This is a genomic window from Paraburkholderia nodosa (genome assembly GCF_001718195.1).
Classification (GTDB): Bacteria; Pseudomonadota; Gammaproteobacteria; order Burkholderiales; family Burkholderiaceae; genus Paraburkholderia; species Paraburkholderia nodosa_A.
On record NZ_MCNV01000039.1, the window covers coordinates 24,352 to 50,679 of the forward strand.

17 protein-coding genes and 1 pseudogene are annotated in these 26,328 nt (G+C 59.4%); 8 read left to right on the plus strand and 10 right to left on the minus strand.

Annotation, left to right across the window (positions count from 1 at the left end):
- Positions 1 to 3: 3 nt before the first annotated feature.
- The 5 genes from kdsA (at position 4) to BFD71_RS35760 (ending at position 4,304) form a co-directional block, all read left to right on the plus strand.
- Positions 4 to 849: a 3-deoxy-8-phosphooctulonate synthase gene (gene kdsA / locus BFD71_RS35740; RefSeq protein WP_069268926.1), complete on the plus strand. Its 846-nt coding sequence runs from the start codon at positions 4 to 6 to the stop codon at positions 847 to 849.
- Positions 846 to 1,397 (plus strand): KdsC family phosphatase, encoded by a 552-nt coding sequence (locus BFD71_RS39840; protein ID WP_083245662.1) that lies wholly within the window; start codon positions 846 to 848, stop codon positions 1,395 to 1,397. The genes kdsA and BFD71_RS39840 overlap by 4 nt, the downstream gene beginning before the upstream one ends.
- On the plus strand, positions 1,381 to 2,175 hold the full coding sequence (gene kdsB / locus BFD71_RS35750) for a 3-deoxy-manno-octulosonate cytidylyltransferase (RefSeq protein ID WP_069268928.1): 795 nt from the start codon (positions 1,381 to 1,383) through the stop codon (positions 2,173 to 2,175). Before BFD71_RS39840 ends, kdsB begins: the two co-directional genes overlap by 17 nt.
- Complete coding sequence (locus BFD71_RS35755) at positions 2,153 to 3,088, plus strand: KpsF/GutQ family sugar-phosphate isomerase (protein ID WP_069268929.1); 936 nt, start codon at positions 2,153 to 2,155, stop codon at positions 3,086 to 3,088. The genes kdsB and BFD71_RS35755 overlap by 23 nt, the downstream gene beginning before the upstream one ends.
- Before the next feature lie 79 nt (positions 3,089 to 3,167).
- Positions 3,168 to 4,304 (plus strand): acyltransferase family protein, encoded by a 1,137-nt coding sequence (locus BFD71_RS35760; protein WP_176733007.1) that lies wholly within the window; start codon positions 3,168 to 3,170, stop codon positions 4,302 to 4,304.
- A gap of 857 nt (positions 4,305 to 5,161) precedes the next feature.
- Here the strand turns inward: BFD71_RS35760 and BFD71_RS35765 are convergent.
- From BFD71_RS35765 to BFD71_RS35775, 3 genes are all read right to left on the minus strand, one after another.
- Positions 5,162 to 6,292: a sialidase family protein gene (locus tag BFD71_RS35765; protein WP_069268931.1), complete on the minus strand. Its 1,131-nt coding sequence runs from the start codon at positions 6,290 to 6,292 to the stop codon at positions 5,162 to 5,164.
- Positions 6,293 to 6,409: 117 nt separating this feature from the next.
- Positions 6,410 to 7,609 (minus strand): hypothetical protein, encoded by a 1,200-nt coding sequence (locus tag BFD71_RS35770; protein ID WP_069268932.1) that lies wholly within the window; start codon positions 7,607 to 7,609, stop codon positions 6,410 to 6,412.
- Positions 7,610 to 7,967: 358 nt separating this feature from the next.
- On the minus strand, positions 7,968 to 8,546 hold the full coding sequence (locus tag BFD71_RS35775; RefSeq protein WP_069268933.1) for a phosphatase PAP2 family protein: 579 nt from the start codon (positions 8,544 to 8,546) through the stop codon (positions 7,968 to 7,970).
- A 420-nt stretch (positions 8,547 to 8,966) separates the two neighbouring features.
- On the opposite strand from BFD71_RS35775, the gene galU reads away from it, so the two are divergent.
- Positions 8,967 to 9,893 carry a UTP--glucose-1-phosphate uridylyltransferase GalU gene (gene galU, locus BFD71_RS35780; protein WP_069268934.1) on the plus strand — a complete coding sequence of 309 codons (927 nt, stop codon included), beginning with the start codon at positions 8,967 to 8,969 and terminating at the stop codon, positions 9,891 to 9,893.
- A 193-nt stretch (positions 9,894 to 10,086) separates the two neighbouring features.
- Positions 10,087 to 10,374 (plus strand): H-NS histone family protein, encoded by a 288-nt coding sequence (locus tag BFD71_RS42925; RefSeq protein WP_441830783.1) that lies wholly within the window; start codon positions 10,087 to 10,089, stop codon positions 10,372 to 10,374.
- 417 nt (positions 10,375 to 10,791) lie between these two features.
- On the opposite strand, the gene BFD71_RS35785 is transcribed toward BFD71_RS42925, so the two are convergent.
- Both BFD71_RS35785 and galE read right to left on the minus strand, forming a co-directional pair.
- Positions 10,792 to 11,232: a hypothetical protein gene (locus tag BFD71_RS35785; protein WP_141710912.1), complete on the minus strand. Its 441-nt coding sequence runs from the start codon at positions 11,230 to 11,232 to the stop codon at positions 10,792 to 10,794.
- A gap of 971 nt (positions 11,233 to 12,203) precedes the next feature.
- Positions 12,204 to 13,257: pseudogene (gene galE, locus BFD71_RS35790) on the minus strand (UDP-glucose 4-epimerase GalE).
- 1,841 nt (positions 13,258 to 15,098) lie between these two features.
- Between galE and BFD71_RS35795 the strand changes: the two are divergent.
- Positions 15,099 to 15,575 (plus strand): hypothetical protein, encoded by a 477-nt coding sequence (locus BFD71_RS35795; RefSeq protein WP_256095064.1) that lies wholly within the window; start codon positions 15,099 to 15,101, stop codon positions 15,573 to 15,575.
- 561 nt (positions 15,576 to 16,136) lie between these two features.
- Here BFD71_RS35795 and BFD71_RS35800 read toward each other — a convergent pair.
- From BFD71_RS35800 to BFD71_RS35820, 5 genes are all read right to left on the minus strand, one after another.
- Positions 16,137 to 16,949 carry an MFS transporter gene (locus BFD71_RS35800; protein ID WP_083245666.1) on the minus strand — a complete coding sequence of 271 codons (813 nt, stop codon included), beginning with the start codon at positions 16,947 to 16,949 and terminating at the stop codon, positions 16,137 to 16,139.
- On the minus strand, positions 16,900 to 17,469 hold the full coding sequence (locus BFD71_RS35805; protein ID WP_176733008.1) for an MFS transporter: 570 nt from the start codon (positions 17,467 to 17,469) through the stop codon (positions 16,900 to 16,902). Before BFD71_RS35805 ends, BFD71_RS35800 begins: the two co-directional genes overlap by 50 nt.
- 47 nt (positions 17,470 to 17,516) lie before the next feature.
- Positions 17,517 to 24,614 (minus strand): hybrid non-ribosomal peptide synthetase/type I polyketide synthase, encoded by a 7,098-nt coding sequence (locus tag BFD71_RS35810; RefSeq protein ID WP_083245668.1) that lies wholly within the window; start codon positions 24,612 to 24,614, stop codon positions 17,517 to 17,519.
- 821 nt (positions 24,615 to 25,435) lie between these two features.
- Positions 25,436 to 25,702, minus strand: coding sequence for a hypothetical protein (locus BFD71_RS35815; RefSeq protein ID WP_069268940.1), 267 nt, complete (start codon positions 25,700 to 25,702; stop codon positions 25,436 to 25,438).
- A gap of 50 nt (positions 25,703 to 25,752) precedes the next feature.
- Positions 25,753 to 26,055 carry a DUF3761 domain-containing protein gene (locus BFD71_RS35820; RefSeq protein ID WP_069268941.1) on the minus strand — a complete coding sequence of 101 codons (303 nt, stop codon included), beginning with the start codon at positions 26,053 to 26,055 and terminating at the stop codon, positions 25,753 to 25,755.
- Positions 26,056 to 26,328: the final 273 nt, after the last annotated feature.

Below are 26,328 nucleotides of genomic sequence, written 5' to 3' on the forward strand. Positions count from 1 at the left end.
TAAATGAGCGTATCGATCAGCGCCAACGTTGAAGTCGGAAATCAGTTGCCGTTTGTGTTATTTGGCGGCCTGAATGTTCTGGAGAGTCTCGAGTTCACACTTGAAGCTTGCGAAGTTTTCGTCGATGTCACCAGGAAGCTTGGAGTTCCCCTCGTCTTCAAGGCTTCTTTCGACAAGGCAAACCGTTCGTCAATCCACTCATACCGCGGCGTCGGAATGGAAGAAGGACTTTCCATTCTGGCGATCGTCAAGGACCGCTTCGGGGTGCCCGTCATAACCGACGTACACGAAGTGGCGCAGGCTGAAGCGGTTGCTGACGTCGTTGATGTGCTTCAGGTACCGGCGTTTCTCGCTCGTCAGACTGATCTCGTGGTCTCGATCGCAAAAACTGGGCGCGTCATCAACGTCAAGAAGCCGCAGTTCATGAGCCCAGCTCAGGTCAAGCACGTGGTGGCGAAGTGCCGCGAGGCTGGTAACGACAAAGTCATCCTGTGTGAACGTGGCGTGGCATTTGGCTATGACAATCTGGTTGTGGACATGCTGGGCTTTCGCCAGATGCGGGAGGCGTCTGGAGATTGCCCGGTAATATTCGACGTTACCCATAGCCTCCAATGCCGCGATCCGCACGGCGAGGCGTCTGGCGGGCGGCGCAGCCAGGTTCTCGACCTGGCGCGCGCCGGCATCGCACTTGGCATTGCCGGCCTGTTCCTCGAAGCCCATCCCGATCCCGATCGTGCGCGCTGTGACGGGCCGAGCGCGTTGCCATTGAACCTGCTCGAGCCGTTTCTTGCACAGGTGAAGGCCATTGATGATCTTGTAAAGCGGTTTGAGCCGCTCGACATCCGATGAGCGCCGTCGTCTACTCGGGTGGAATATCAGTCGTCGTGTTCGACGTCGATGGTGTCCTGACTGACGGTCGTCTCCATGTAAGCGCTGACGGCGAACGCGTAAAGAGCATTCACGCACACGACCTGGTCGCGGTCGCGTTGTTGCGTGCGCATGGGATCCGTTCCGCGATCCTGTCTGGTAAGCACAGCGAGGCGCTCACCAGGCGCGTGACGCAACTGCGTGTGGACGCTGTGGTCACCGGGTGCCACGACAAGCGTACAGGATTCGAATCGATCAAGCAGCAACTCCGCGTCGACGACATGCAGACTGCGTATGTCGGAGACGATGTGAATGATTTCTGCGTGATCGAGCGCGTGGGCGTGTCGTATGCCCCTGCGGACGCGCATGCGCTGGTTCGCTCGCGTGTCAGCCACGTGATGTCATGCGCGGGCGGTGAAGGAGTCGCTCGCGAAGTAGCTGATCATATTCTTACGTGTGGAGGGCTGTCGCTGGAGGACGCGTACCGACCGCTCTTTCAACTCTGGAGTCGTCATGATGTCACCCAGTGAACGCCGCGCACTGCGAATCGTGATCCCCTCGCGCTTTGGTTCTACGCGTTTGCCGGGAAAGCCTCTCGTAGATCTGGGCGGTGAGCCGATGATCGTGCGCGTGTACTCGCGGGTTCGCCGTGCTCTTCCGGAAACGGAGGTTGTGGTAGCGGTTGATGATGAGCGCATCGCTGACGTGTTGAGGAGACGACAGATAGCGTTTGCGATGACTGACTCCGGACATCAGTCTGGTACCGACCGCGTAGCGGAAGTTGCCAAGGCCTCCGGATGGCTACCGGACGACATCGTCATCAATGTGCAGGGTGATGAGCCGTTGGTGCCAGTCGCTCTGCTGCAGGAGTTTGCCGTGTTCTGTGAAAGCGTTCCCCGCTTTGAGATGGCGACGGTCGCTTGCTCTGTCAGGGACGCTATCCAGATTGATGACCCAAATATCGTGAAGCTGGTCGTCGACAGGGAGGGGCACGCTCTGTACTTTTCCCGGGCACCGATTCCGCTTTGCCGGGACGGTCGGCCCGCGGCGGTGGAGGGCGCCTTCCGCCGTCACGTCGGAATATACGGATATCAGAACGCTGCGCTGCAACGGCTGGCGACCACTGAGCCGTGTGAACTCGAATCGCTCGAAAAGCTGGAGCAGCTACGTGCATTGTGGCTGGGACTGCAGATTCACGTCATGCATTGGCCTGAGACGCCGCCTCACGGCGTAGATACGCCCGAAGACGTTGAGCGCATTCTTACTATGTTGAAACGGCAAGGTCATGAATCAATTGAACTATATTGAGTCCGCCCGTGAAGTGCTGGAAATTGAGGCGCGTGCGCTTTCAGCACTGGCAGGTCGACTTGACGAAGGCTTTTCGGGCGCGGTCGAGACCATCCTGGCATCCAGTGGGCGCGTGGTGGTTTGTGGGATGGGCAAATCGGGGATCATCGGTCGGAAGATAGCGGCGACATTCGCCAGCACCGGCACGCCAAGCTTCTACATGCACCCAGGAGAGGCCTATCACGGTGATCTGGGAATGGTCGTGCCGGCAGATACGTTTTTTGCGATCTCGAATTCGGGCGAAACCGACGAGGTGATCAAGCTGATTCCATTCTTGCGAAACAATGGAAACCGGCTGATTGCACTGACCGGTAATCGAGCGTCAACGCTCGCGAGCGCGGCACACATTCACCTTGACATCGGCGTAGATGCAGAGGCCTGCCCTTTCCAGCTGGCCCCCACGGCATCGACAACTGCAACGCTCGCCATGGGCGACGCGCTGGCGATCACGCTGATGAGAGTCCGGGGGTTTCAACCGGAAAACTTCGCGCGCTTTCATCCGGGTGGATCGCTCGGTCGGCGGTTGCTCCGCACAGTAAGTGACGAGATGACCCATAGCGATCTGCCTTTCGTCAGCCACGAAACACCGGCGATCGACGTGCTGCAAGCTATGACACGTGGACGTCTTGGGCTCGCGATTGTGCGGTTCGATACCGGCTGGGGCGTCGTGACCGACGGAGACGTGCGTCGCGCCATCGAGCGGCACGGCAACGAGGTTTTACGAACCACTGCGGCGAACATGATGTCTGTTGAGCCAGCAATGGTCTCTCCAGAGGCGCGGGTTGAGGATGCGCTGCTGGTGATGGAGCAGAAGAAGATCAACGCGTTGCTTGTGTTCGATGGAGCCGATGTCGTCGGGGTGTTCAAGAAGTGAGAGAGAGGAGCGAGCGCGTGGCGTTGCCCTTTTCAGACGGGAAAGCCACGTGAGACATGATTCATTTGTCGGAGGATGTATGAGCGGTTTGTCATTGAGTGGCTTCTCCCGGCTATCGGAAGAGAACTCCGGATTTATCCACTCGTGCCGTGGTCTGGCAGCACTCATGGTGGTGGCAACGCATATCGAGCAGGTGTTTGTCGCACCGCACTGGTCCGGGATTCACGCGTATTCGCTCATCCTCGGCCAGGCCTCTGTCATGTTGTTCTTTGTATGGAGCGGATTCCTGATCTGCAAATCAATAACATCCAGGATATCTGAGGGCGATTATCGCCTTCTCGACTATGCCGCTGCCCGTGCCTGGCGCATCGTTCCGCCTCTGGTGCTTTCGCTTCTCCTGATACTGGCCCTTAGCCTTTTGAGTCCGGCGGTATTCAGTTCCGGGTCAACCCATTTCTCGCCGGAAAGATACCTCGTTGCCGATGGCTTTCAGATCGTCCCAGAAGAATTATTGGGAGCAGCCTTGTTTCTGAACGGTTTTGTCACCCATACGCCACGTGTGAACGGGCCGCTATGGAGCTTGTCGTTTGAGGTGTGGCTGTATGCGATCGCAGGTGCAGCGGTGGCCTTCAGACAGGCGCCCAGATATTGGCCGGTAGTGCTTGCGTTCATTGCATTGCTTGGCTTTCGGGACATGAAGTTCGTTGCGTATGGTGCAGTTTGGGCTGCCGGATTCCTGCTTTGCGTGCACCACAATTCCGGCACCAAATCGCGAATACTACGATGGCTCGTTTGTGCCGGCGTAGTCCTTTTCGGTGGGGCATCGATCGAGTTCGCAGGCTGCTTTGTTCACAGCTTTAACGCAGCTGGAGGGCAGGCGGGAGCAAACTGGCACTACATCGTAGCTTTCAACTTCTTCATAGGCTTACTATTTGCTTGCGTGATAGCGTTGATCCTGGACCGGCGATCGCCATCAAACGCGCTCCTTTCGAAGAGTGCAGAATATTCTTACACGCTTTATATCATTCATTTTCCAATCCTGCTTTTTGTGTTTGGCGTGACCCAAGCGGTGCTTAGAGGGTCACCGACAAGCCGGATTCTGATCGGGATCGGGACGTTCGCTTTGGTGATCTGCATCGCACGCGTTGCGTCGACTCTGGTTGAGAACAAGGCGAGATTGAAGCAGCTTCTGTCTCGTGGATTCGCGCTGAGGTGAAGGCTGCAGGGCGCGGCAGCCAGTTTGCACTGCACTGGATGAAAGATCTGACAAGGCAATCCGCGACCAGCCAAAACGGTCGGATCGCCAGCAGGGGAAGTAAGCAACCGATTGTCAGGGGGCGATTGAGGTGGGCGCGAACCTCAGCCCCCTGTCCCGTAGCGGTTTCCGAAGTTCGGGTCATTGTTTTCGACGGTAAGCGAGCTCGATGCAGATCCACTGGGTGGCAGCGACCCACTAAGGGTGCTTCAGCAGGCGACTGGCGGCTTTCCGTTTCGATGGGGCGGGTGCGGCGAGTCATATCGACGATGTTCCTGAGAGGCAGCAGTTTGCGTTCAATGTGAGTGGGACACGTGGTGGTGGTCCCTAAGTAATGAGGCAGGCGACCAGGCTTGGGGGGAGGCGTTCTGTGATGTGAATTCCAGAGCGCCCTTCGGTAGGGATACCGTGCAGGTTGATGGCATGCGCTGCAGCGGCGGTACGGCGTTAGCCAGGCTTGCGCCGAGATGGGAGTTCGGCGCGCATGAGGTCTATGTGGTTCATGTCGCACATGCCTCTGCGACGCAGACAGTGGTATCGCCTGGTGAAGATTGGTGGTTTTCCCCCCGCATAGCAGAAGACGGTGCGCCCTGCGATCGCCGGCAGGACGTTGGCAGCAGGCTGCCTTCTGTGAGACTTCGGTGCGAACCGCGGCGGAAGACCATCTGATATCGAGGTGTGGTCCAGTCAGCGACGACCGGAAGCGCCGGCCGTGGGCTTCAAAATCATAGGTGATAGCGTTGATATGAAACGGCAAGGTGCGGCGCTGAAGTGCGACGACTGGCGTCGTCCGCGTTCATAGCCACAAAGAATTGCCGTTAATGCGTGTCCCGGCGAAAATCGGGAAACCTCGCAAACGTGATGTAGTTGGAATTATGTTGACTTTGCGCACCGCCTTCGGGATCGTCGAAGGACGTGCGTATCACCGCAATGATATCGTCACCGCTAAATTGCCAGTCCACGTATTGAAAGCCGTGTCGCTTCACGTCAGGATGCCGCATGACGACAGAGGAAACAGACCAGTTGTGCAGGTCGGGGGACGAAATCAATGCAAGGGTATTGCGAACGCGTTCGAGGCTTTCATGTCCGTCGTTCGCAGGTACAGCGTTTGTCAAAGACCAGTACCGTTGTGAGGTTGGGTCAAACCGAACGGTGAACTTCTTGCCTCCACCAGGCATGTCGACGAAGTCGCGCGTTGGGTCAAAGCTCAGCGTCGTCTCATCGGACCCAACGTGGACGATCGCTGCTTTCTCAACCCCGTTCCGGGTATTGACGCGGAGCAGGATTCCTGGCGGTCCGTTCTTGAGAAGAACTACGCTGCCTTCCTCCCACGAAATGAACTTTCCACGCAGCCATGCAGGGTTAGAAGCTTGATGTTCTGATACGATCCAGTTCTGCGTATCCAGGAGGTTCGAGTGTTGCGGGGCGGACATGACGAGTGAACGCAAATCTCCGCCTTCGACCACGTCGTAGGCGCGCCAGACGCGACCCTGGCTCACCACGACAGGAACTGCCCCTGTGATGTAACGCCCCGGCAGATTGAATCGTCCCGTAGACGCGTCAGTTGCATCAGTCCATGTGACGCCGCGGTCGACGGATCTGCGAATGGTGGGCGTGCCCATTGCCCGATCAGTTCCCATCAAATATAACGCGTTGTCCAGGACGAACAGCGATGACCAGTACTGGGCGGAGACCGTGCTCTGTTTAGTCCAGTTCTGACCTTTGTCGCGCGACGCCATGACGTTCACGTAATCTTCCGTTGAACCGGGCCCAAACGTGTCGTAGGAAGCGACATAGGTGCCATCGGGTAGCACCGCCAATGCCGGGGATCCAAGGAATACGTTTGTGGATGCAGCACTATGGGCGATTACGCGACCTGGGGGAGCGATATTCGTTGGCCCTTTTGCGGAGGCGGCCACCCCGCAGGCGCAAAGGACACTGACGAGCATGAGCGAAAGCCTGCAACAGAGGCGAGCAAGGTGCTTGCCTGCCTGGCGACTCCGATCTGGCAGGCTCGACTTACGCGTGCTCATAGCTCGAGTGGGCGTCACAGGCATGATTGACATTTAGATACGGGAATTAGCCGCGATGGCACGAGTGCCAGGACGCTTGGCCGAGAGGCGGCGGTTGGGGATCGAAGGTGCAGTGCTTTGCTCGGCGAGGACGACGAAGAGCAGCAGCGTCATCCAAAGCATCCCATAGAGCACGTGATACTTGAAGAGCATGATTGGCAACAGGTAAGCGAGATATCGCCACTTGTTGCGATTGCGGAACATCACCCCAATCGTACCAAAGAACATAGAGGATCCGACAACGCCTACGCTGAACAGGACGTAGACGTAGAAGGAACTGTCTCGTGCCTGATATCCACGCATGTGTGTTTTGCCGACGTTATTCCGGTCGTCCCAGAATAGACCGCTTCCGAAGGCACCCGCAGTGAGATCACGATCCTGGAGTTCGGTCAGAATCAGCGTCCGGCTGCCCACGGCGTCATAGTCGACCGACTGGTTAACACGTTGGTCGTAGACGTTGTACATGGCGGGCGCGCACACTAACGCGGCCATAATGACGAACAGCTTGAGACGCAGGTTCCCGCGTTCGAACATCACATGAACGAATCCAAGCACTGCACAGACTACCATCGACGCAACCGAGAAACTGATCAGCGCGGTGCCGAATGCAATGACCGAGGCGAGCGTAATCCGACGTTTCACCAGAAGTAAAAGAACGCCACACGGAATGACCGTCATTGCGTAGAAGGACGGTTCAGAGTAGAGGCCAAGCGCGCGGATGGAGATCAGGCTGTCACTCAGTGCTTTCGTTGCATAGAGGGCGTCGGCGTCGGACTCGCGAATATAGCTATCAAAGTCCACGAACACACCAGTGGCCAGATAGTACAGGAGCTGGAAAAGAAAAAATGCACCATGAATATAGATCAGCGCCGTGCATGCTGACTCGATCGACTTGAGCGAAAGGACGTCGCTGCTGAACATCCAGTAAAGCAGCACAATATAAGTCTGGATCAGTACAAATTTGATGAAAAAGTTGAGATAAAAATCGCCGAACGCAGAAAAAATAAACGATATCGTGATACACCCAAGCCAGTATGTCAGCATCCCGCGGGCGTTGGCTCCTTTCTCGAGAAGGGTGGGGGTCCGGAGGAATAAGAGGACGCACGCGAAGAAATACGCTGCGAAGGTTGCTCGGACGCTGAATGCGTTCAGGGAGAAAAAGAATACACTTGCGGTGAACAGAAAGGTCGACATAAGGGCATTTCGGATCGTAAGCTGTACCTTGATAGCAATTGACGTTCAGACGCGCCACGCAGGTCGCCAATCCGTCTGGGGCCGACGTTTCAATCGCAGTCCATGGATCGGTCTCCTGGTGGCTTCAGGAGACTTGTTCCGCGGGGCGCCCGCAGAGGATAAATGGACGCTGGCGCGTCGCGCTGCCCTCGTCCGATTCAGTCAAGCTTATGTCGGCTAACGCCTGGCAGTTGGGAAGCCTGCCGAGGGGATCTCATTACCTTTTGAAGTGATAGGAGGCGCCACGCATCCGATCCAGTATTCACCTTCCTCCATCGAGGGAAGGTTCATCGCGGGAGTACGAGTTTCACTCGATCGGCTAGGCCCAGTGTTCGCAAAGCCACGGTGAATACATGTCGATCGCCCCCTGGATTGGTGCATGATGGCCGTACGCGACTGCCGAGACAGCAAACAGCGAGGCAGCAGCAATCGGACGCAGGCGTGGCGGAACGATAGGAGCGCCGTTCCATCGAATCAGAAGTATCGTCACGAGCATGCCAAGCGACCATCCCGAGACCACTTCCGAAACAGTATGAGCCTCGTCGAAAACGCGCGAGATACCGATAGCCGTCGCGAACACGATGCCTGGCCAGATGGCGGCGCCAGGTTTGATGCGCGAGCCGTCGTTCAGGACGATTAGCCATGACATCGGCCAGATTGCAGAAGCGAGCATTGTGTGTCCGCTGATCATGCGGAAATCCAGCGAGCGAATCTGTATTCCGCATCCTGCATACAAGATCTTTGTCACGCCAACGAGCAGCATTGCTGCCGAAAGAAGCGCGGCCCATGATATGGCAACGCGCGCGCCGGTCGGCGAACGCGTTAGCCACACGAAGCAGACAATGGCAAGCGGGATCGTCAACGCTGCGTCGCCCAGATTACTGATAGCGGACCACATGCTGCATTCCGAAAGAAGAAAGGTGCCCACTATATCAGGCGATGTTGGCTTGCTCCCAGTTCGCAACGTATCGAGCCATCGAATCGATGGGAGAGACGATTCGCCGGCGACCCTCACATAAAGGAGTTCGGAAGCCGGGGCGGTCGGAGCTAAAGGTGGAACGTGTGATCCATTTAGATGTCGCACGGCGTTTGGGTCTTTGCGAAAGAAAGCTGAAGTGTTGGAAGCGCACAGAATTCCAACCTATGTTGTGTCTCCGACGTTCGCTTTGAACGATTTGTGGCGACGCAAACACTCAGGCCTACAGATTATGTCATCCACATCCGTCAAAATCGGAACGTATTCGGCCACTTGCACCACCTGGCTGAAGGACGACGTTATGCTTTCGCCCGATATCAGCGCTTTCATCATGGAGTTCGTATGCTTAAGGTCACGAAGGCCGTTTTTCCGGTAGCTGGTCTCGGTACACGCTTCCTCCCCGCCACGAAGGCAAGTCCGAAGGAAATGCTGCCTGTTGTGGACAAGCCGTTGATCCAGTACGCAGTGGAAGAAGCTATTGCAGCGGGCATCACTGAAATGATTTTCGTGACCGGGCGTAGCAAACGGGCGATTGAGGACCATTTCGACAAGTCGTACGAGATTGAGGCGGAACTGGAAGCGCGCGGCAAGAAGCAACTGCTGGAACTGGTCCGTGGTATCAAGCCACGCCATGTCGATTGCTTTTACGTTCGCCAACCGGAAGCGCTTGGGCTCGGCCATGCTGTATTGTGCGCTGAGAAGCTCGTGGGCGATAACCCGTTCGCGGTTATTCTCGCAGATGACCTGCTTCATGGTGAGCCGCCCGTGACGTCGCAGATGGTGGATCTGTTCAACCATTACCACAGTTCAGTGCTCGGAGTGGAGGAGATCCCGCGAGCGGACACGCGGTCATACGGAGTTATCGACGGAAAGACGTGGGAGGAGAATATCGTCAAGCTCTCAGCGATTGTCGAAAAACCCGCACCCAATGCGGCGCCGTCGAACCTCGGTGTTGTCGGTCGCTACATACTCAAGCCGCGGATCTTCAAGCATTTGCGCGCATTGAAGCCAGGTGCGGGCGGCGAACTGCAACTCACAGATGCAATTGAGTCCTTGCTCAGCGACGAACAGGTCCTCGCCTACAAGTACCGTGGGAAGCGGTACGATTGTGGTAGCAAGCTCGGCTATCTGAAGGCCACGGTTGAGTTCGCGCTCCAGCACAGCGAGGTAGGTTCTGAATTTGCTGAGTACCTGAACCTGCAATTGCGACGCGTTGATCAGCGCGAAAATGAAACGGAGGATGCGCGCGAGAGCGTGAACGCTGTCTGAGGACGTCAGCGGCCGATACTATCGGCTAACTGCTTGTTCGAGTGCATTCAGCTTTGCGCCAATCGGTACCCTAGGATAGTCCCCCGCTGTCCTGGTTTCGCCTGCCATGTTCTGGACATGGCAGGCTTTTTTCCCATCCTGAATCAGTCTTCGATAAATGTCCAGCTATAAAGAATTGCGTGAACAGCTCGCAATGCTTGATCTCAAGATCGCCGAGGTATTCAAGCATGAGCGAGAGATTGTGATTCGGGAAATTCGGAGAAAATTGGAGTTACATCAGCTTACAGTTGATGATGTCCGAGGTAGATCCCGCCAGTTGATTGCGAAAATTCGTGACCCAAAGACGGGTCGCGTGTGGTCCGGACGCGGCCGAAAGCCTTCATGGGTTGACGCTGCGCGCAGTGGGAAAACTTACCCCCTACGCGGCAAGAGTCCACGTTCTGACATTCGGGCCGCTCCTGGGCAGACAGAGCTGTCGTGAGGCGACGTGAGTAGGGGGCTCACATCTGGCGCGGATACGCGAGAGGTTCTTGTGGCAACGGGCAGGGTGGAAACTTTCGACTGTTCGAAGGCTCAATTGGCTGTGCTTGAAGGGAGCAGCCAGCGGAAGCGTGGCGCGCTGAATCTCAAGTCGTTCTCGCGGACATCGGCGCGAAGGTCAATGAATGTGGGTATTCCTGGCGCGACATCTTTGGATCTCATAGTGTGTCCACGAGCAGGATGTCGAAAGGTAAGCCACCAGCGAAGTCCCTTTATCCAAAGACAGGAGCGACATGGTCGGGGAGAGACGGGGATCCGGCCTGGATCACGGAGGCGAAGAATCGCGCGCGCTTCCTGACAAAGCGATGGTATTTACGTTAGCTCGGGATGCGGTGAGCGCTCCGACTGGACTTGATCGTTAACGCAATTCATGGAGGTCGATATCCGGAGACGCCAATTTGGCGATCCGAACCGGTAGCATTGACGGGATTGCTCTGCAATTGAGGGGCGTCTCGATCATGCTATCAGTATCGAGCGGTAGAAATACTCGGTGTAGCAGCGTCGGTTTATCGATGACGGAGTGTTCGTTCAGGAGGCTTTTCGCCCAACTGATCGAAGATGCAGACAGATTGGGTGCGTGTCTAACAACCGTTTCCAGTGCAGCAATATGCGCGCTCCAGAAGTCGTTTAGCTCTTCAGGATCTGGATGTCGCGCGAAGAGGCATTTGATGGCCGCCATTATTGTACAGAGCAGAATTCCACGGGATTCTTCGTCGATCGAGTGTGTGCCTTGCTTTGAAGATGGATGTTCACCTTCGTCAAGTGCCTTTGTGCAGTTGAGCTGATCGAATTCTGACATAAGTGTGTCCAGCTCGGATTGGGCGGCTCTCCAGTACGCTTCGGACGAGTCGCTACCCTTGGAGGACACGAATATCGCCTCCGCGAAGCACCTAAACGTTTTGGCAGAGGCGCTCCGATTTGTGCGGTTGGTAGCTATCTTCACGATCTCGGAAAGTGCGTGCATGTGTATGTGGAGTCTAAGCTCAAGCGCCGCATTCTGATCTAACAGTTGATGGACTTTTTCCTCCAGATTACGGATGCGATCGACAGGTGAATCATATTGATCATTATTCATATAGCGTGATAGTGTTAGAATTATGCTGTTTTATAAATGACTGATCTGGCAGTTGATTCATTGCGACATTTCGCCCGGATCTCGGTCACGTTGCCGACGAGCTGTCTGATCGATAGCATCAACGTATTGCGGTGAAGATTGGTGTGCCTCAAAGTCGAGCGAACGTTTCGGTGTTTTGTTCGTGAGCTGTGCGTAAGTGGATTCGACGGCGCCTGTTAAAGTGGATTCCGTGCGGTTCGATTGAAGGAGATCGCGAGTATTTGTTGAACGTCCGGATGACAGAATAGGACGCTGACTGAGCAAGCGGGAGGATCTCAACGTGCACCCAATTCTGGCCAGTTTGCTTGTTGGCACGGTTGTGCTGGTCATCGCCACATTCAGGGTTGCAGCCCGCTGGCGCCGCCAACGGCGACGCGACGAACTGATGCGCAACCTTGATCATCACGAGTGGTACCACGGTTCGCGGCCCCGGCCAGGGCCCCGGCGCCGGGGCGGGGCAACGCGCTAGCGCTGGGTCGTCCATGTGGGGCGAGTTTCCCGGTCAGTTTCGCGTACCTGGCATAGGGGAGGTCGGCGCGAAGGCGAGAGAGGGCGGCGCACGGAGCACACATGCAACTCTCGCCGGCATTGCCTTTCGCAAGCCGATTGATGCGTGTGGTGCCAGTGACGCAAGTGTGAGCGCATGCATTGAAATGCTATGCATATCCATACGGGTTTTTTTCTTGCCAGCGCCAGTGATCGATGCACATGCGCTCGATGCCGTATTCTGCCTTCCAACCGATGAGTGATTGTGCCCTGGCGGGATTGGCATAACACTCGGCGATGTCGCCGGGACGGCGGTCTACGATTTCATATGGCACAGTACGTTCGCACGCCTGCTCGAAGGCCTTCACGACTTCGAGGACGGTGTAGCCGCGTCCAGTGCCCAGGTTCACGATGAAACCCTGGTCACGCGCAGCCAGCGCATCGAGCGCTTTTAGATGTCCGTTTGCCAGATCCACAACGTGGATGTAGTCCCGCACGCCAGTACCGTCTGGCGTCGGGTAGTCGCCGCCGAACACGCGCAGTTTTGGCAGCTTGCCGACAGCCACCTGCGCGACAAACGGCATAAGGTTGTTCGGGATACCCGGGGTCTTCGCCAATCAGGCCGCTCTCGTGCGCGCCCACCGGATTGAAATAGCGCAACACCGCGATACGCCACGACGGATCTGAGATCGCGACGTCACGCAGGATCTGCTCGGCGATGAGCTTTGATTGTCCGTATGGGTTGGTTGCGGTGAGCAGGTAGGTTTCGTCGATGGGCGAGCGCTCCGGCGCGCCATACACCGTCGCCGAAGAACTGAACACAAACTGCTTGCAGCCGTATCTGCGCATCACGTCCAGGACCGTGAGCAGACATTCCAGGTTGTTGCGATAGTACTCGATCGGTTTGGCCACAGATTCGCCGACGGCTTTGAGTGCCGCAAAGTGGATCACGCCAGTGATTTTATGTGTCTCGAAGATGCGCGTAAGCGCCCGTGCGTCGCGCACATCTTCTTCGTAGAAGGTGAGTTGTTTTCCTGTGATCTTCTGGACGCGCGCGAGCGATGCCCGGTGGCTATTGACGAGATTATCTACGACGACGACGTCGATGCCTGCCTCCAGAAGCGCCACGCAGGTGTGTGAGCCGATGTAGCCGGCGCCGCCAGTGATGAGGATTGTCTTTTGGAGTTCGTCGCCGAGAAGGAGTTTGCTGGAGTCATCAGATATTTTTAGAGCTTCATACCGGGGGATCGCGGATCTGTTCTGGCAGATTCACGGATCTGCGTCGCAGCGCCTGTACGGTGGCAAGGAGCCGCTGAAAAGCAACCAACTGGCCGCTCACTTGCATAGTTTGACTGGCTTCTAACCTACCACATACTGTCAGGCTAGTTGGAGTGATTGCCGCAAAGTGGAATGTTTTGTCGTGTTTGGTCTACGTGACCCGATTGGATGAGTTTTGGTCGGTTACGCGTGAAAGCGAGCCGCTGGATTTGACCTTTTTCCTAACCTGAGAAGCGGGGCGGGACACTTCAGACGACAAACGGAAAGAGATTCCCTTGCAATGAATATACAACATCGATCCTCGATTGGTCGCGACTACCTGGTTGCCGTCTATCAATCGTCAAGCGGAAAGTTCTTCGAACCGTGCACGCGGTGGCGAGGTTCAGCCCGAAGAGAGCTAAATCTTTTGTCATTCAAGCAATCCGTCAGAACGATTGGTGAGCGAAAAAAACCGCCAGGCATTGCCAGCCTGGCGGTGCGAGTCCGGGTTCGATCTAGTTCGGGGGGAACCGACCCGGTGGACCACATTAAGCTCTGGGCAGCACGAGCCAAACGTGATCGGGAATTTAACAGACAGGTTCGCCGCGTCGATTTCAATGGCGTTCATATGCCAGATTTTGGCCGGCCGGTCCGGGTCCTGCGAATTTGACGGCATCTTTACCTTATGAGCGATGAATATCCGTCATCTGTGAATGGCTTGAGAATCGCGTGTCATCTTTTCGGTTCCCTTTGCCGCAAGATATGTAGGTTAGATTCTCGAGCCGGGAAACTGCAGATATCCTGCTCGGCACGATGAGCCCATGCTCTAGCTGTGTCGCGACAAACCGCAAACGTCGTTCCATTGAATATGTCCCGCTGGGGAAGCAGCCTTCGCGCTGATCGCTCTTTCGATGGCATGTGACACAGAATCTGAAGCGTGTTCGCGGTGCCAATCCCGCCCCCCGAAGCCGCTGGCGAAATAGAAACAATAGTTAGCGAATATCACGCACAGGTAGCATCGCAGCAAGCCGGTTTCGACTCGCTCACGAAGTTGTTTCGGCAACAATCGGTGACGCGCTTCTACTAGTACTGATCGGACAATACCGTCGACCTTTTCGCAAGAGATCGAATAGCGCAAGATGGCGTGGTAGTTTGAGAGCTCTCTCGCTGACGGGTATCGGCAACCGGTCACCACCCGTCAGCTCCCTTGCCGCACCGTCGTCGGTGACGGTGCGGCTTTTTTGGCTGAGCATAGTCTTCCGCTGTCCCGACAGCTAATAGCAGCACGGTGTCCTCGGTGTTCTTCACTGGATCCGGAAGCCGCCCAGTTCTGCATGGAACCAAGCCTGCCTCGTTAGCCACTCAGAATCAGCAATATCCGCGTCGCGCTCGCCCAAGGCAAAACTATGTTGATCGCTATAGCGAGTCGGGATTTGTAGCCCCCGTGGTGCCAAAAGGTAGTGAGGCTACTGCGCCGATCTGTCAAGATTGGCGGCGCACGATCGGAGCGCTTGTGGCGAAAATGCACAGCACAATTTCCCTCCTGAAAACGCTGGCTTGCGATTGCTTATACTCTGAGGACCTCTTTCTCCGAGGCGCTTCGTATGCTGCAAGAATGGCTTGAATTTTTCCCGCGACCTGGCTGGAATACTCCTATTACTTTGGCGCTAACGTCGGCGACGGTCGGCAGTGTCGTAACGCTAGTATGGATCGCAGCGCGAGATGGCCGAGAACGCAGGCGCCGCCGACGTGACACTTCTTTGGAGCTGGCGTTAGCGCTGGAAAGCTACGCTCGGACCTGTCGTACGATGATGCATAAGGCAGCCTGGGCAGCGTCGGAGCCAGTCGGTCCCGCGATCCGCGAGGCCAGCAAGGGCGTGTCCGTTCCCGCCTTTGCCTATCCGGACAAATTGCGATGGGACGTTCTGAGCCGTGGACTCATCTCGGAGTTGCGCGAGTACCCGGCAACGGCGCACGCCGCTCGGGAGTATGTAGAGGCATACCGCGAATTCGGTGAGCCGATCGACTTTTGCGGTCAGGTGGGAATCGAATGTGCAAAAGCTGCGAGAGGAGCGTTAGCGCTGGCTCGGACCACGCGCCGGCGGCACGGAGCCGCGACGTGGAAGCCGGGCGCCAAAGATTCGGCCATGGAGCGTGAGCTGTCCGACTTCATCGCAATCGCCGAGGAAAAGCGAAAGCAATTGCTCGAATGTCGGACGGGACCAACAGTCGGAGTTGGCTGGGAAGCTGACGTACAACCACTCAAACGCCAGTTGAGCGTGTGAGGGCTCGATGGGGGAAAGCGGCATCAGTCCGCGAGCCGCTTTGCGCACTGGTTGTTCAGCGTATCCGAAAGCAGTCGTTCGGCACTGTAGCCTACGAAAAGCTGAGAGCTTGTGAGATGGCCTGACAATTGCAGCACCGCTCCAACAATGATCAAGATGCTAGGCCGTCTTCTTGGGCGCAACCCCACTAGAAGTCTTCTGACAGTGACAGAGACCCTGGCTGATCCTGGCGGTCAGCGTAAGCTCGATATCGTGGGCTGGTTGCTAGCGCTGCCGTCGGACCGCGGCCGGTGGCGCGCTGAAGACTGGCAACTCTTGCGCCACAGCGATGCGTTCTCAACTGTGGATTGGGGCCTCGAAACTGAAGAGATTGTTCGCCAGTGGAACCATCTTCTTGATCCCGAGCACATGATTTCTCTCCCGCCCGTCGTCGCCGCTCTTACGGTCAGACTGAGCTACAGAGGGCATACGTGCGACGTCCCGTCTAGAGCATCGCGAGAGGACTGCTTTATTGCCGTGATGGCTATCGCCCAGCTCGCGAAGGCAGAGATTGATACGCGGCTATGCCGGGACTCGCTGGAAACAGCGAGCTCTGCTTTCTTCCTTTGCCGCGTACGAATATTGGAACGTGTTCCCTCCTATTCTGTAGCGGGAGCGCCCGGTTGCCGGTCGTCGTAACCTGCGCGCTTTTCCTGGTAGCCTATGGGCTGCTGATTGCCTGGCGCAAAGCAGCAGACCCAACATGGGAAGCGCGATATAACTCACGCCCAGCAGCGTAATCACGTCGCTCGACACGGACGACACGAGGCTATTCACACCGAACGCCAGGCCCATCTGCGAGCAGCAATAAATGGCGCCTGCGGCGCCGCGATGGGCCGTAAAGCGGCTCATGCAAATAGCCGACGCGCAAAGCACGATAAAGGAGTAGCTGAACGACACGCCCGCGACGCTCAGCAGAAAGCCGCGCGGGGACAAGCCACCCAGCGTCGAAAGCGTCAGCAACGCAACGCCGCAGAAGATGGCGATGAAAAGCCCGGCGATCATTGTCGGGAGCATCCCGAATCGGCCGATCAACCTGGGCAACAGCAAACGGCTGACGACCAGGCCGCTACCGACCAGCGCGCTGACCCATCCGTACTGCGTGGCGGAATAGCTGAACTGCTGCTGCAGCACGAATGGGCTCGAGCTCGTGTACATGACAAAGCAGGTCATGCCGACACCGGCCACAATGGTCGACGAAACGAACGTCGCATCCGACAACACCACGCGGTAGGCCGCGAAGACATCGCGTGCCGTGATCGAGCGATTCTTGTGCGCGTTCGTTTCACGGCAGCGCAGATAAACCGCGAACATCGCGCAGAGCAGCAACGCCATGACGACAAAGTTGGCGCGCCACCCGCCACGTTTGCACGAAGCTGCCCACCAGCGGGCCGAGCACGAACGAAAGCCCCGTGAACAAGGTGATGTACGAACTGGCAATCGCGTAACGATCGCCTTGCACGATATCGGCCAGCACGATGCGCGACAGGGCGAGGCACACGCCGCTGCCCAGCCCCTGAACGAAGCGCGCGAGCAAAAAGCCCGTGATCTTCGCAGCGAACACGGTCCAGAGATTACCCATGATCGCAACCGCGAGGCCGATCAGAATGACGGGCTTGCGGCCATGCTTGTCGCTCATCGGTCCATACACGAGCGCTCCCACGCCCGTCCCGAAGAGAAAGACGGAGATCGACGCCTGCACATATTGCTGCGAGGCGTGCATGACGTTCATGATTTCCGGCAGCGACGAAAGATGAATGTCCGTGCCGAGCAGACCAATGAGCAGCAACGCCGTGACCACCACGACGACCTTCATTTCATCGCGGCTAAAGCGCACTTTTTTCGATGGGGACACAGACCGTCCTTGCAATGTTTCGGGCTCGAGCGAGGTGGGCTGGGGCATCAGGCGAGGCACTCCTGCTCGTGCCTTTGCAGATGACGCGCGATGATCTGCGCGCTTTCGCGACTCATGATGCTGTGGTGATCGCCCGGCACGTGCACGACGTCCAGCGCTTCGGCGAGCGCGCCCCAGCCGAGGTCGGGTTCGCCGAACTGCCGCGCGAAACCTTCCTCGCCACAGCACAGCAGCACGCGTCCGCTAAAGGGCGCCGGACGATACGTGCGAAGCGCTTCGTCATTCGCGGCGATCACCGACAGCACCTGCCTGATCTGCCGCTCGCCTGTGCAGGCCGGCAGCAAGCCTTGTTGCGTTGCGGCCTCGAGCACATGGCGCCAGTGCACGTCAGCGGGCACATCGCGCAAGTTCTCCCAATCGAATGACAGCTTCGGCATGAGAATACCGAGCATCACGGCGTCGTCGCTGAGCCATTGCCGGGCCGCCATCTTGCCGTAGGTACCGTTGCGGTACAGCGGTTGCACGCTGGTGTTTTGCGCGCGCGAGTCCAGCAGGGCCAGCAGCGCCACGCTTTCGCCGCGTCGCTCAAGCTGCTGCGCCATCTCGTACGCAATGCATCCGCCCATCGAATGCCCGACCAGCCGGTATGGGCCCTCGGGCTGCACCGATTTCATCAGGTCGATGTAATCCGAAGCCATCGCTTCGATGCTGCGCAGCGGGGTCGATTCGCCTTGCAGGCCGCCCGCCTGGATGCCGTACACGGGCTGGTCGCCGCCCAGGCTGCGCGTGAGTTCGACGTAGTTGGTCGTATGGCCGCCATACGGGTGAATGCAGATGAGTGGCGGCAACGCGCCCGTGGTGCGCATGCCTACCAGTTGCTGGCGGCGCGGGTCGCGCATCGTTTGCAACGAAGCGGCGAGCGCTTGCACCGTGGGGCTTTCGAGCAACGCCGCCGCCGGCAGTTGATGGCCGATCAACTGTTCAATCTGCAGAATGACGCTTAGCGCCGAAAGCGAGGTGCCGCCGAGTTCGAAGAAGTTGTCGGTCACGGCAACCGACGGCATGCCGAGCACTTCCGCGAAGATGCGGGTCAGCTGCGACTCCACGGTGTCGTGCGAAGAAGCCGCGGTCGACGCATCGTGGGATGCGGCTGCGTCCGGTTCGGTCGCGGATTGGCGAGGCTGCAAAGCCACAGCACGCGCCGGGCTCGTGCTTCGTGCCTGCGGCCAGAAACGTTGACGCTCGAACGGATAGCCCGGCAACGCGGCACGCCGCCGCTTGGCGCCTTCGTGCAGCTTATCCCAGCACGGCGCGACGCCAGCCACCCACAAGCGCCCCACGCTCAGCGCCAGCGCGCCGCAATCGGACCATCCCGGCGCGCCGGAGAGCGTGGCCGTTGCGACTCGCGCATTCGCACTGTCCGCATGCCGCCGGACGATCGAGGTGAACGCGTGCCCCGGGCCCACTTCGACAAAGAGCCCGTCCGGTGACTGAAGCAACGTGTCCAGCCCCTCGGCGAACCGCACCGTCTGGCGCATATGGCGCACCCAATGTGCAGGATCGGTGGCCTGCTCGTTCGTGACCCACGTTCCGGTCACGTTGGTGATGTACGGAATCTGCGGAGCACGCAACTCGACCTGGCTGACGAGCGCCATGAATGACTCGAGCGCCGGATCGAGCATCGCGGAATGAAACGCGTGCGACGTTGCCACGCGCTTGCAGCGCAAGCCGGCGTCGTCGAGGCGCACCTGCACGGCGTCGATCTGTTCGGCCGGACCCGCGAGCACGCTAGAGCGCGCCGCGTTGACCACAGCGAGATCCACGCCGTTCGCGACGTAGGGCGCCAGTTCCTGCGCCGACGCTTCGACTGCGAGCATCGAACCGGCGGGCAAGGCCTGGATTAGCTGGCCGCGCAGGACGACGAGCTTCAGCGCACCGGCCAACGACATGACGCCGGCCACGCACGCGGCCACGTATTCGCCGAAGCTGTGCCCCATCATCGCGTGCGGGCGCACGCCCCAATGTTCCAGTTGTCGCACGAGCGCATATTCGACCACGAAGAGCGCGGGCTGCGTGATGGACGTCTGCATGAGCCGCTCGCGTGCGGCATCGGTTGCGCCGGGTACATCGACTGGCGGATACAGGACCGTGCGGATGTCGAGGTCCATGAGCGGCTGAAGCAACTGCGCACAGTGGTCGACACAATCGCGGAACACGACTTCGGACGCGTAGAGATCGCGGCCCATGTTGACCTGCTGCAGACCTTGTCCGGGGAACAGGTAGGTGACGCGCGCGGACGGCGCGGTCACGCCCGTGCCGCTGCGCGTTGCGGGCAGTGCAGTGAGCGCTTCGAGCGCGGCGGACGCACTGTCGCACACGACGACGCGCCGGTGCGGGAAGTGCGTGCGTCCCAGTTGAAGCGTGTAGGCGATATCGCCCAGATCGGCGGCAGGATCGTCCCGCAGGTGGCTGGCCAGGTTGTCGGTCATCGCCTGCAGCGCACGCTCCGATTTCGCCGACAACGCCAGCACGTGAAACGCCGCATCGCCTTCGCGCTCGCGCGCGGCCTGCGACGGCGCTTCCTGCAGAATCACGTGCGCATTCGTGCCGCCAATGCCGAACGAACTCACGGCGGCGCGCCGCGGCGTGGCGGTGCGCGGCCAGTCGGTCAGCGTGTTGTTCACCCAGAACGGGCTCTTTTCGAGTTCGAGCTTCGGATTGGCCGACTCGAAATGCAGCGTCGCCGGAATCTTGCCGTGATGCACGGATAGCGCAGCCTTGATGAGGCCGGTGACGCCCGCCGCTGCGTCGAGGTGGCCGACATTCGACTTCAGCGACCCGAGCGCGCAGAACTGCCGCGCATCCGTATGGCGGCGCCACGCGCGCGTGAGCGCATGAACTTCGATCGGGTCGCCCAGCGGCGTTGCGGTGCCATGCGCCTCGACGAAGCCGATGCTTGCCGGATCGACGTCCGCACGCGCGAGCGCATGCTCGATCACGTCGGCCTGGCCGTCGGTGGCCGGGGCGGTGAAGCCCACCTTCGCGTTGCCGTCGTTGTTGATCGCGGAGCCCTTGATGACCGCCCACACATGGTCGCCGTCTGCGAGCGCTGCGGACAAACGCTTGAGCACGACGATCGCGCCGCCGCTGCCGCGCACCGTGCCTTGCGCGCGGCTGTCGAACGGACGGCAGCGCCCATCGGCCGAAAGAATGTGCCCTTCCTGATGCAGGTAACCGGTGCCGTGCGGCATTTCGAGCGACACGCCGCCTGCCAGCGCGATATCGCATTCGCCGAGCAGCAATTGCTGGCAGGCCACATGAACGGCGACGAGCGAGGTCGAGCACGCCGTTTGCACGGTCAGCGCCGGGCCGCGCAAATTGAGCTTGTACGCGAGCCGCGTGGAGAGAAAGTCCTTCTCGTTGAGGATGGTGGTCTGGAACAGTTCGGCAGCGCTTTCCGGATGCGCGTCGAGATAATGAAGCAGATACCCCGAGCGGCCCGTGCCGCCGACCACGCCGATCCTGCCGGTGTAGCCCGCGTTCGCATAGCCCGCGTGTTCCAGTGCCTGCCAGCCCGTTTCGAGGAAGAGGCGCTGCTGCGGATCCATCAGGAGCGCTTCGCGCGGCGGGTAGCCGAAAAACGCGGCGTCGAATCGATCCACGTCGTCCAGCACGCCCTTGCGCTTCACGTAGCGAGGGTCGTCAAGCAGGGCGGGATCGACGCCGGCCGCGAGCAGCTCGCTATCGCTCAGCGCCCTGACCGATTCGACACCGGCCACGAGATTGCGCCACAACTCCGCAACGCTCTGCGCACCGGGGAAGCGGCCCGCCATGCCGATGATGGCGATGTCGGTGTCCGCATGATCGACGCCATGCGGCACGCGCGCCGCTTTTCGCGCGATGTATTGCGCAGGGTTGGACGGCGCGGCAACGGCTGCCGGTCCGGACGCGCCGCGCAGGTGATCTGCCAGCGACCGGATGTTCGGAAAGCGGAACAGGTCCATCGTCGGCACGTGTTGCCTGAGTGTCTGTTCGAGTTCGATCTCCACGCGAACGAGATCGAGCGAATGACCGCCGACTTCGAAGAAATTGTCGTCAATCCCCACGGCGTCCAGCTTCAACACCGCTTTCCACACGTCGGCAATCTGCTGCTCGAGCGCGTCGCGCGGGGCGAGCACGCTGTGCGGGGTCACGCGCTCGGCGTCGGGCAATGCCGCGCGATCGATTTTGCCGTTTGGGGTGAGCGGCCATGCGTCGAGCAGCATGATCGCCGAGGGCAGCATGAAGTCGGGCAGCTTGCCTTGCGCATGGGCGCGAATGTCAGCAGCGGTGATGGCGCCCGCTTCGTGAGCAATGGCGTAAGCCAGCAGCGATGGCGCGCCGCCGTTCGTCGCCCGCGCGATCACCAGCGCTTCGCGCACGCCGGCGCATCCGGCGATCACCGACTCCACTTCGCCCAGCTCGATGCGAAAGCCGCGAATCTTCACCTGATGGTCGAGGCGCCCGAGGTATTCGAGGCTCCCGTCGGGCAGAAAGCGGGCGAGGTCGCCCGTTTTATACATGCGCGCGTGCGGGCCTCCGAACGGATTGGCGATGAATCGCTCGGCCGTGAGGTCGGGGCGGTTCAGGTAACCGCGTGCAAGACCGGAGCCAGTAATATGGATCTCGCCCGCAATTCCCACCGGCACCTGCTGCAATTGCGCGTCGAGCACGTACACGCGCGTGTTCGCGATCGGCCGCCCGAGCGACACGCGTTCGGCGTCCGGCTGCAGGGGCGCAATGGTCGCGCACACCGTCGCTTCGGTCGGCCCATACGCGTTGAGAAAGCGGCGTCCAGGCGCCCAGCGCTTGACGATATCGAGGCTGCATGCCTCGCCGGCAGCGGCAACAGTGCGCAGTGTCGGCACATCTTCGGGCTGCAGCAAAGCGAGAACGGAAGGCGGCAGCGTGATCACCGTCACTGCGTGGCGCGCAATGGTGTCGATCAGCGCCGAGCCCGGCATCATGTCCGCTTTCGACGCGAGGCACAGCGCGGCGCCCGCGCACAAGGTGCTGAAAATTTCCGCGACCGACGAGTCGAAACTCGCCGACGCGAACTGCAGGAGGCGGCTGTCCGGGCCGATTTCGAACAACGCGGCCATGGTATGGACCATGTTGGACAGGCCGTAGTGCTCGAGCATCACACCCTTCGGGCGTCCGGTGGAACCGGAGGTGTAGATGACGTACGCGAGATCGTTCGGCTTCGAGGCGATCTCGAAGTTCTGCACGGACTCGCCGGCAATTGCAGCGGCTTGCGTATCGACGCACACGCGCCGTACCTTCGAGGACGATGCCATCGCGCCGGCGCCCTGGCCCGTGAGCAGCAAGCTCAGCCCCGAATCGTCCTGCATGTAGGCAAGACGCTCCTGCGGGTAGCTCGGGTCCAGCGGCAAATACGCGCCGCCTGCCTTCAGCACCGCGAGAATCGCGACCACCAGTGCGGGGCCGCGCTCCATGCTCACGCCGACCAGCTCGCCGGGTTTCAAGCCGCGGCGGCGCAGATGATGCGCAAGCTGATTGGCGCGCGCGTTGAGTTCGGCATACGACACCGTCTGCGTTTTGTGAAGCAGCGCCGCGGCCTGCGGCCGGCGTTGCGCCCAGTCTTCGACGAGCCGGTGTGCGGGCGTCTGCGGGAAACGGTTTTCGGTTGCATTCCAGGCGGCGTAAGCGGCGCGCTCGCGCGCGCTCAGCATCGACAAATGCCTAAGCTCCGTGTGCGGCGCATCGACGGCGCTCGCGATCAACGTCTGGAATTGATCGACCAGATAGCGAATGCTCGGCGCGTCCCATAGGGCCGTGTTGTACCAGCACACCGCGCGCAGGGAGCCGCCCACCTCTTCGACCACGAAGTCGAGATCGAACTTGACGCCATGCTGTTCGAGCGGATAAGACGCGAGCGGCAAGCCGGCCAGATCGAGTTCCGCGCCACCCAACCCCATTCGTGCAGCCGCCACTCCGCGCATATGGTCGAGATGGGCTTTCTGGTACGTAAAGGACACCTGAAAAATGGGGCTGCGGCTCGCATCGCGCGCCACGCCCAGTTGCTCCACGAGCAACGGGAAGGGATAGTCCTGGTGTTCCTTCGCGCCGACCAGCACCGCGCGCACGTGCTGGAGAAACGCATTGAACGTGTTTTCGCCGTCCACACGCGCGCGCAGCGCGCAGGGGCTCGCGAAGTAGCCGACCGTGCGCGCGTAGCCTTGCGGCGGCCGCCCGAAGCGCGGCGAGCCGACCACGATATCGTCTTGCCCCGTATAGCGGTAGAGCAGCACGTAAAAGGTGGCGAGCAGCACCGTGTAAAACGTGACGTCCTGCGCGCGCGCGAGGGCGCGGATCTGCTGCGTGAGCGTTTTGCCCAGCTCGAATGAATGACCCGCGCCAACGTGAGTCTGAACGCGCGGACGCGGCCGGTCGGTGGGCAGGTCGAGCACGGGAAGCTGGCTCAGCTGCCTTTTCCAGTAGGCGGCATGCGATTCACCCACGGAGGACGCGAGCAGGTTGTCCTGCCACTCGACGTAGTCGACGTAAGACAGCCCGGTGGACGGCAATTCCGCCGTCTTTCCGTCAACGCGCGCCCGGTACAGCAGCCCCAGTTCTTCCATCATCACGATGAGCGACCACGTGTCGGCGGCAATGTGGTGGCAGTTCAGAAACAGCACGTGCGTGTCGGCAGCGCGTGAAAAAAGGCGTGCGCGGAAAACCGGGCCGTTTTTCAGGTCGAATCCTGTGTCAGCCTCTTGGGTCAGGCGCGCATGCAAGGCGGCAGCGTCCCATTGCGACGCATCGTCGTGCAGGAAATCCGGCTGACCGTGCGCGTGGATCAGCTGGACAGGCTCGCCTTCGGGTGCCGCGTACGTCGTGCGCAAGACAGGATGCCGTGCGACCAGATCCTGCAATGCCCCGCGAAAAGCGTCCAGGTCGAGCGCAGCGTGAATGGACCACGCCATGGGCAGGCCGTACTCCGCACCATTCGGATTCAGGCTCCACAGAAACCACATGGCGCGTTGTCCGCGCGAGAGTTTCGCCATTGCGGGGGAGGGCGAAGACGGGGCAGCGTGGTCGGGGGAAGTGACGGCTTGGTTTGTGTAGCGATTCTGCGGTTGCATGCGGTAGTTAATTACTTGTCTGGTCTTATTGAGTCGTTTCAAGTTCACGACGCGGATCCGGGCGGTCGGCCGACGAAATGTTGCAGGGCGCGGCCGCGGAATCCGCGTCAGCGATCGACAGGCGATAATCGGCGGACGATTTATACCGAACGGAAACGCATATTTGATGACGGCCGACGTTGCACGATCGAACCATCGGGTCCGCAAAAGGGTTGACGCGATGAGTGCCGTGCTGACCCCGCCGGGTCGTCGTTCGACCCCACTGAAAAAAACTTTCGATGGCGCGCTTTAACGATGGCTTTCGCTAGGCTCTCTACGCGATTCGCCCAATCGGACGAAGTGATGCAGTGTGCAGAAGGAAAAATGGCTTGGGTCGATCGCGCCTGCCGCTGGTTAACGACAGCTATCGCCAAACCTGAATGTCTATTGCGGGCGGTTGCTGCCAGCGGTCCGCGGATTCGATCAAGCGACCTCGGTTAAGGCATTTATGAAGGTATTTGGTAAGCTAAAGGGTGAGGAAATCAGCGAACGCTTAGATTCGACACGCAAATCGAAGCATCGGCGCTCGAATGTTAGCGTTCCATGTTCAGGAATTACTGGTCGACCACCGGACACGCGTCAGGTACTGCAACGTCCGCATCGGCGCGATCAATTAACCTGTCAGTTGACCGGGTTCGCGACGGACATGCGATAGATCTGACCGGCGCCGCGGCATTCGCGCATTCGAATCGTGTGCTGGAGGGGTAGCACTTGCCGGACTTCCTGAGAGTTCGCGCGAGGGCAGAGCATTGCCAGCCAGGACGCCATTCCTTCGCCGAGGATCAGGCCGCTGGCTTTTTGCAGGCGATGACCATCGATCGCTCGTTCGTCTTCGCGCCGAATAGGCCACTTCGGCTCGCGCCCACCGCATCCGCGTCTTCGTCGCTTCGATCGATCACGTCGAAACCAGCCGTCTTGCAGATATCCCCAGCTGCCTCGAAGCACTTGTCCCAGCCGCGGGCGAAGCCGCTGCGGTTCAGCGTGTAGGCAGGTCGCCCATCCGGGGCAAAACTTTCGTGAACCGTGGCGCATGAACCAAGCGTTAGCATCGCGACGAAACCCGTCAGTCCTCGTTACATTGCCCGCTCCCGGCTTTTCGTTATTCCCACTCGGCGACACCGTGATGACGCGAACACGTGCCCGAGTGGTGCTGGCTGAAACTGTATGTCCCGTCGCCACATCTTGCCGTGGCACCGACCGGCACGGCGCCGTTTCGGGAGTGCGCAGGCGAATGCACGACATGCCCTTCGTGGTTCACGTAGTGGCCGTGCTCCTGTAGTTGGGACTCGTCGGGCGACGATGGCTGGTAGGCATGGGCGATGCCTGCGAGCGCCAGCAGTGCAACGAGACTGCCGCATCGAGCTGTGATCAGCACGCGCACGGCGGCACGATTGCGACTCATGCGGATCCCTGTCGTCCTCGTTCTAATTCTGGGCGCCCGTCGCAGCGGACCATCGTCGGCATACGACGCACAGGGGGCAGTGGCCATTTCAATGTCCATCATTGGTAGTTGCGGGGGGTATTAAAAACCCGTCATGCAGACGGGTGTATGTGAGCAAAGCGTCGGTTGCATCGTTACTTCTTTTTGGGCGGGGGTGCCGGTTGCTTCCTTGCCCGGCTCAAGTCCGAACCCGCGACCGACTTCTGGTTGGGTGTGCTCTTCTTGTTCGAAAGC

Coding starts and splice junctions, on each gene's coding strand:
- kdsA (WP_069268926.1), top strand. CDS start 4: ATGAGCGTATCGATCAGCGCCAACGTTGAAGTCGGAAATCAGTTGCCG.
- BFD71_RS39840 (WP_083245662.1), top strand. CDS start 846: ATGAGCGCCGTCGTCTACTCGGGTGGAATATCAGTCGTCGTGTTCGAC.
- kdsB (WP_069268928.1), top strand. CDS start 1,381: ATGATGTCACCCAGTGAACGCCGCGCACTGCGAATCGTGATCCCCTCG.
- BFD71_RS35755 (WP_069268929.1), top strand. CDS start 2,153: ATGAATCAATTGAACTATATTGAGTCCGCCCGTGAAGTGCTGGAAATT.
- BFD71_RS35760 (WP_176733007.1), top strand. CDS start 3,168: ATGAGCGGTTTGTCATTGAGTGGCTTCTCCCGGCTATCGGAAGAGAAC.
- BFD71_RS35765 (WP_069268931.1), bottom strand. CDS start 6,292: ATGCTCGTCAGTGTCCTTTGCGCCTGCGGGGTGGCCGCCTCCGCAAAA.
- BFD71_RS35770 (WP_069268932.1), bottom strand. CDS start 7,609: ATGTCGACCTTTCTGTTCACCGCAAGTGTATTCTTTTTCTCCCTGAAC.
- BFD71_RS35775 (WP_069268933.1), bottom strand. CDS start 8,546: ATGTGGTCCGCTATCAGTAATCTGGGCGACGCAGCGTTGACGATCCCG.
- galU (WP_069268934.1), top strand. CDS start 8,967: ATGCTTAAGGTCACGAAGGCCGTTTTTCCGGTAGCTGGTCTCGGTACA.
- BFD71_RS42925 (WP_441830783.1), top strand. CDS start 10,087: ATGCTTGATCTCAAGATCGCCGAGGTATTCAAGCATGAGCGAGAGATT.
- BFD71_RS35785 (WP_141710912.1), bottom strand. CDS start 11,232: ATGTCAGAATTCGATCAGCTCAACTGCACAAAGGCACTTGACGAAGGT.
- BFD71_RS35795 (WP_256095064.1), top strand. CDS start 15,099: ATGATGCATAAGGCAGCCTGGGCAGCGTCGGAGCCAGTCGGTCCCGCG.
- BFD71_RS35800 (WP_083245666.1), bottom strand. CDS start 16,949: ATGGCGTTGCTGCTCTGCGCGATGTTCGCGGTTTATCTGCGCTGCCGT.
- BFD71_RS35810 (WP_083245668.1), bottom strand. CDS start 24,614: ATGCAACCGCAGAATCGCTACACAAACCAAGCCGTCACTTCCCCCGAC.
- BFD71_RS35815 (WP_069268940.1), bottom strand. CDS start 25,702: ATGCTAACGCTTGGTTCATGCGCCACGGTTCACGAAAGTTTTGCCCCG.
- BFD71_RS35820 (WP_069268941.1), bottom strand. CDS start 26,055: ATGAGTCGCAATCGTGCCGCCGTGCGCGTGCTGATCACAGCTCGATGC.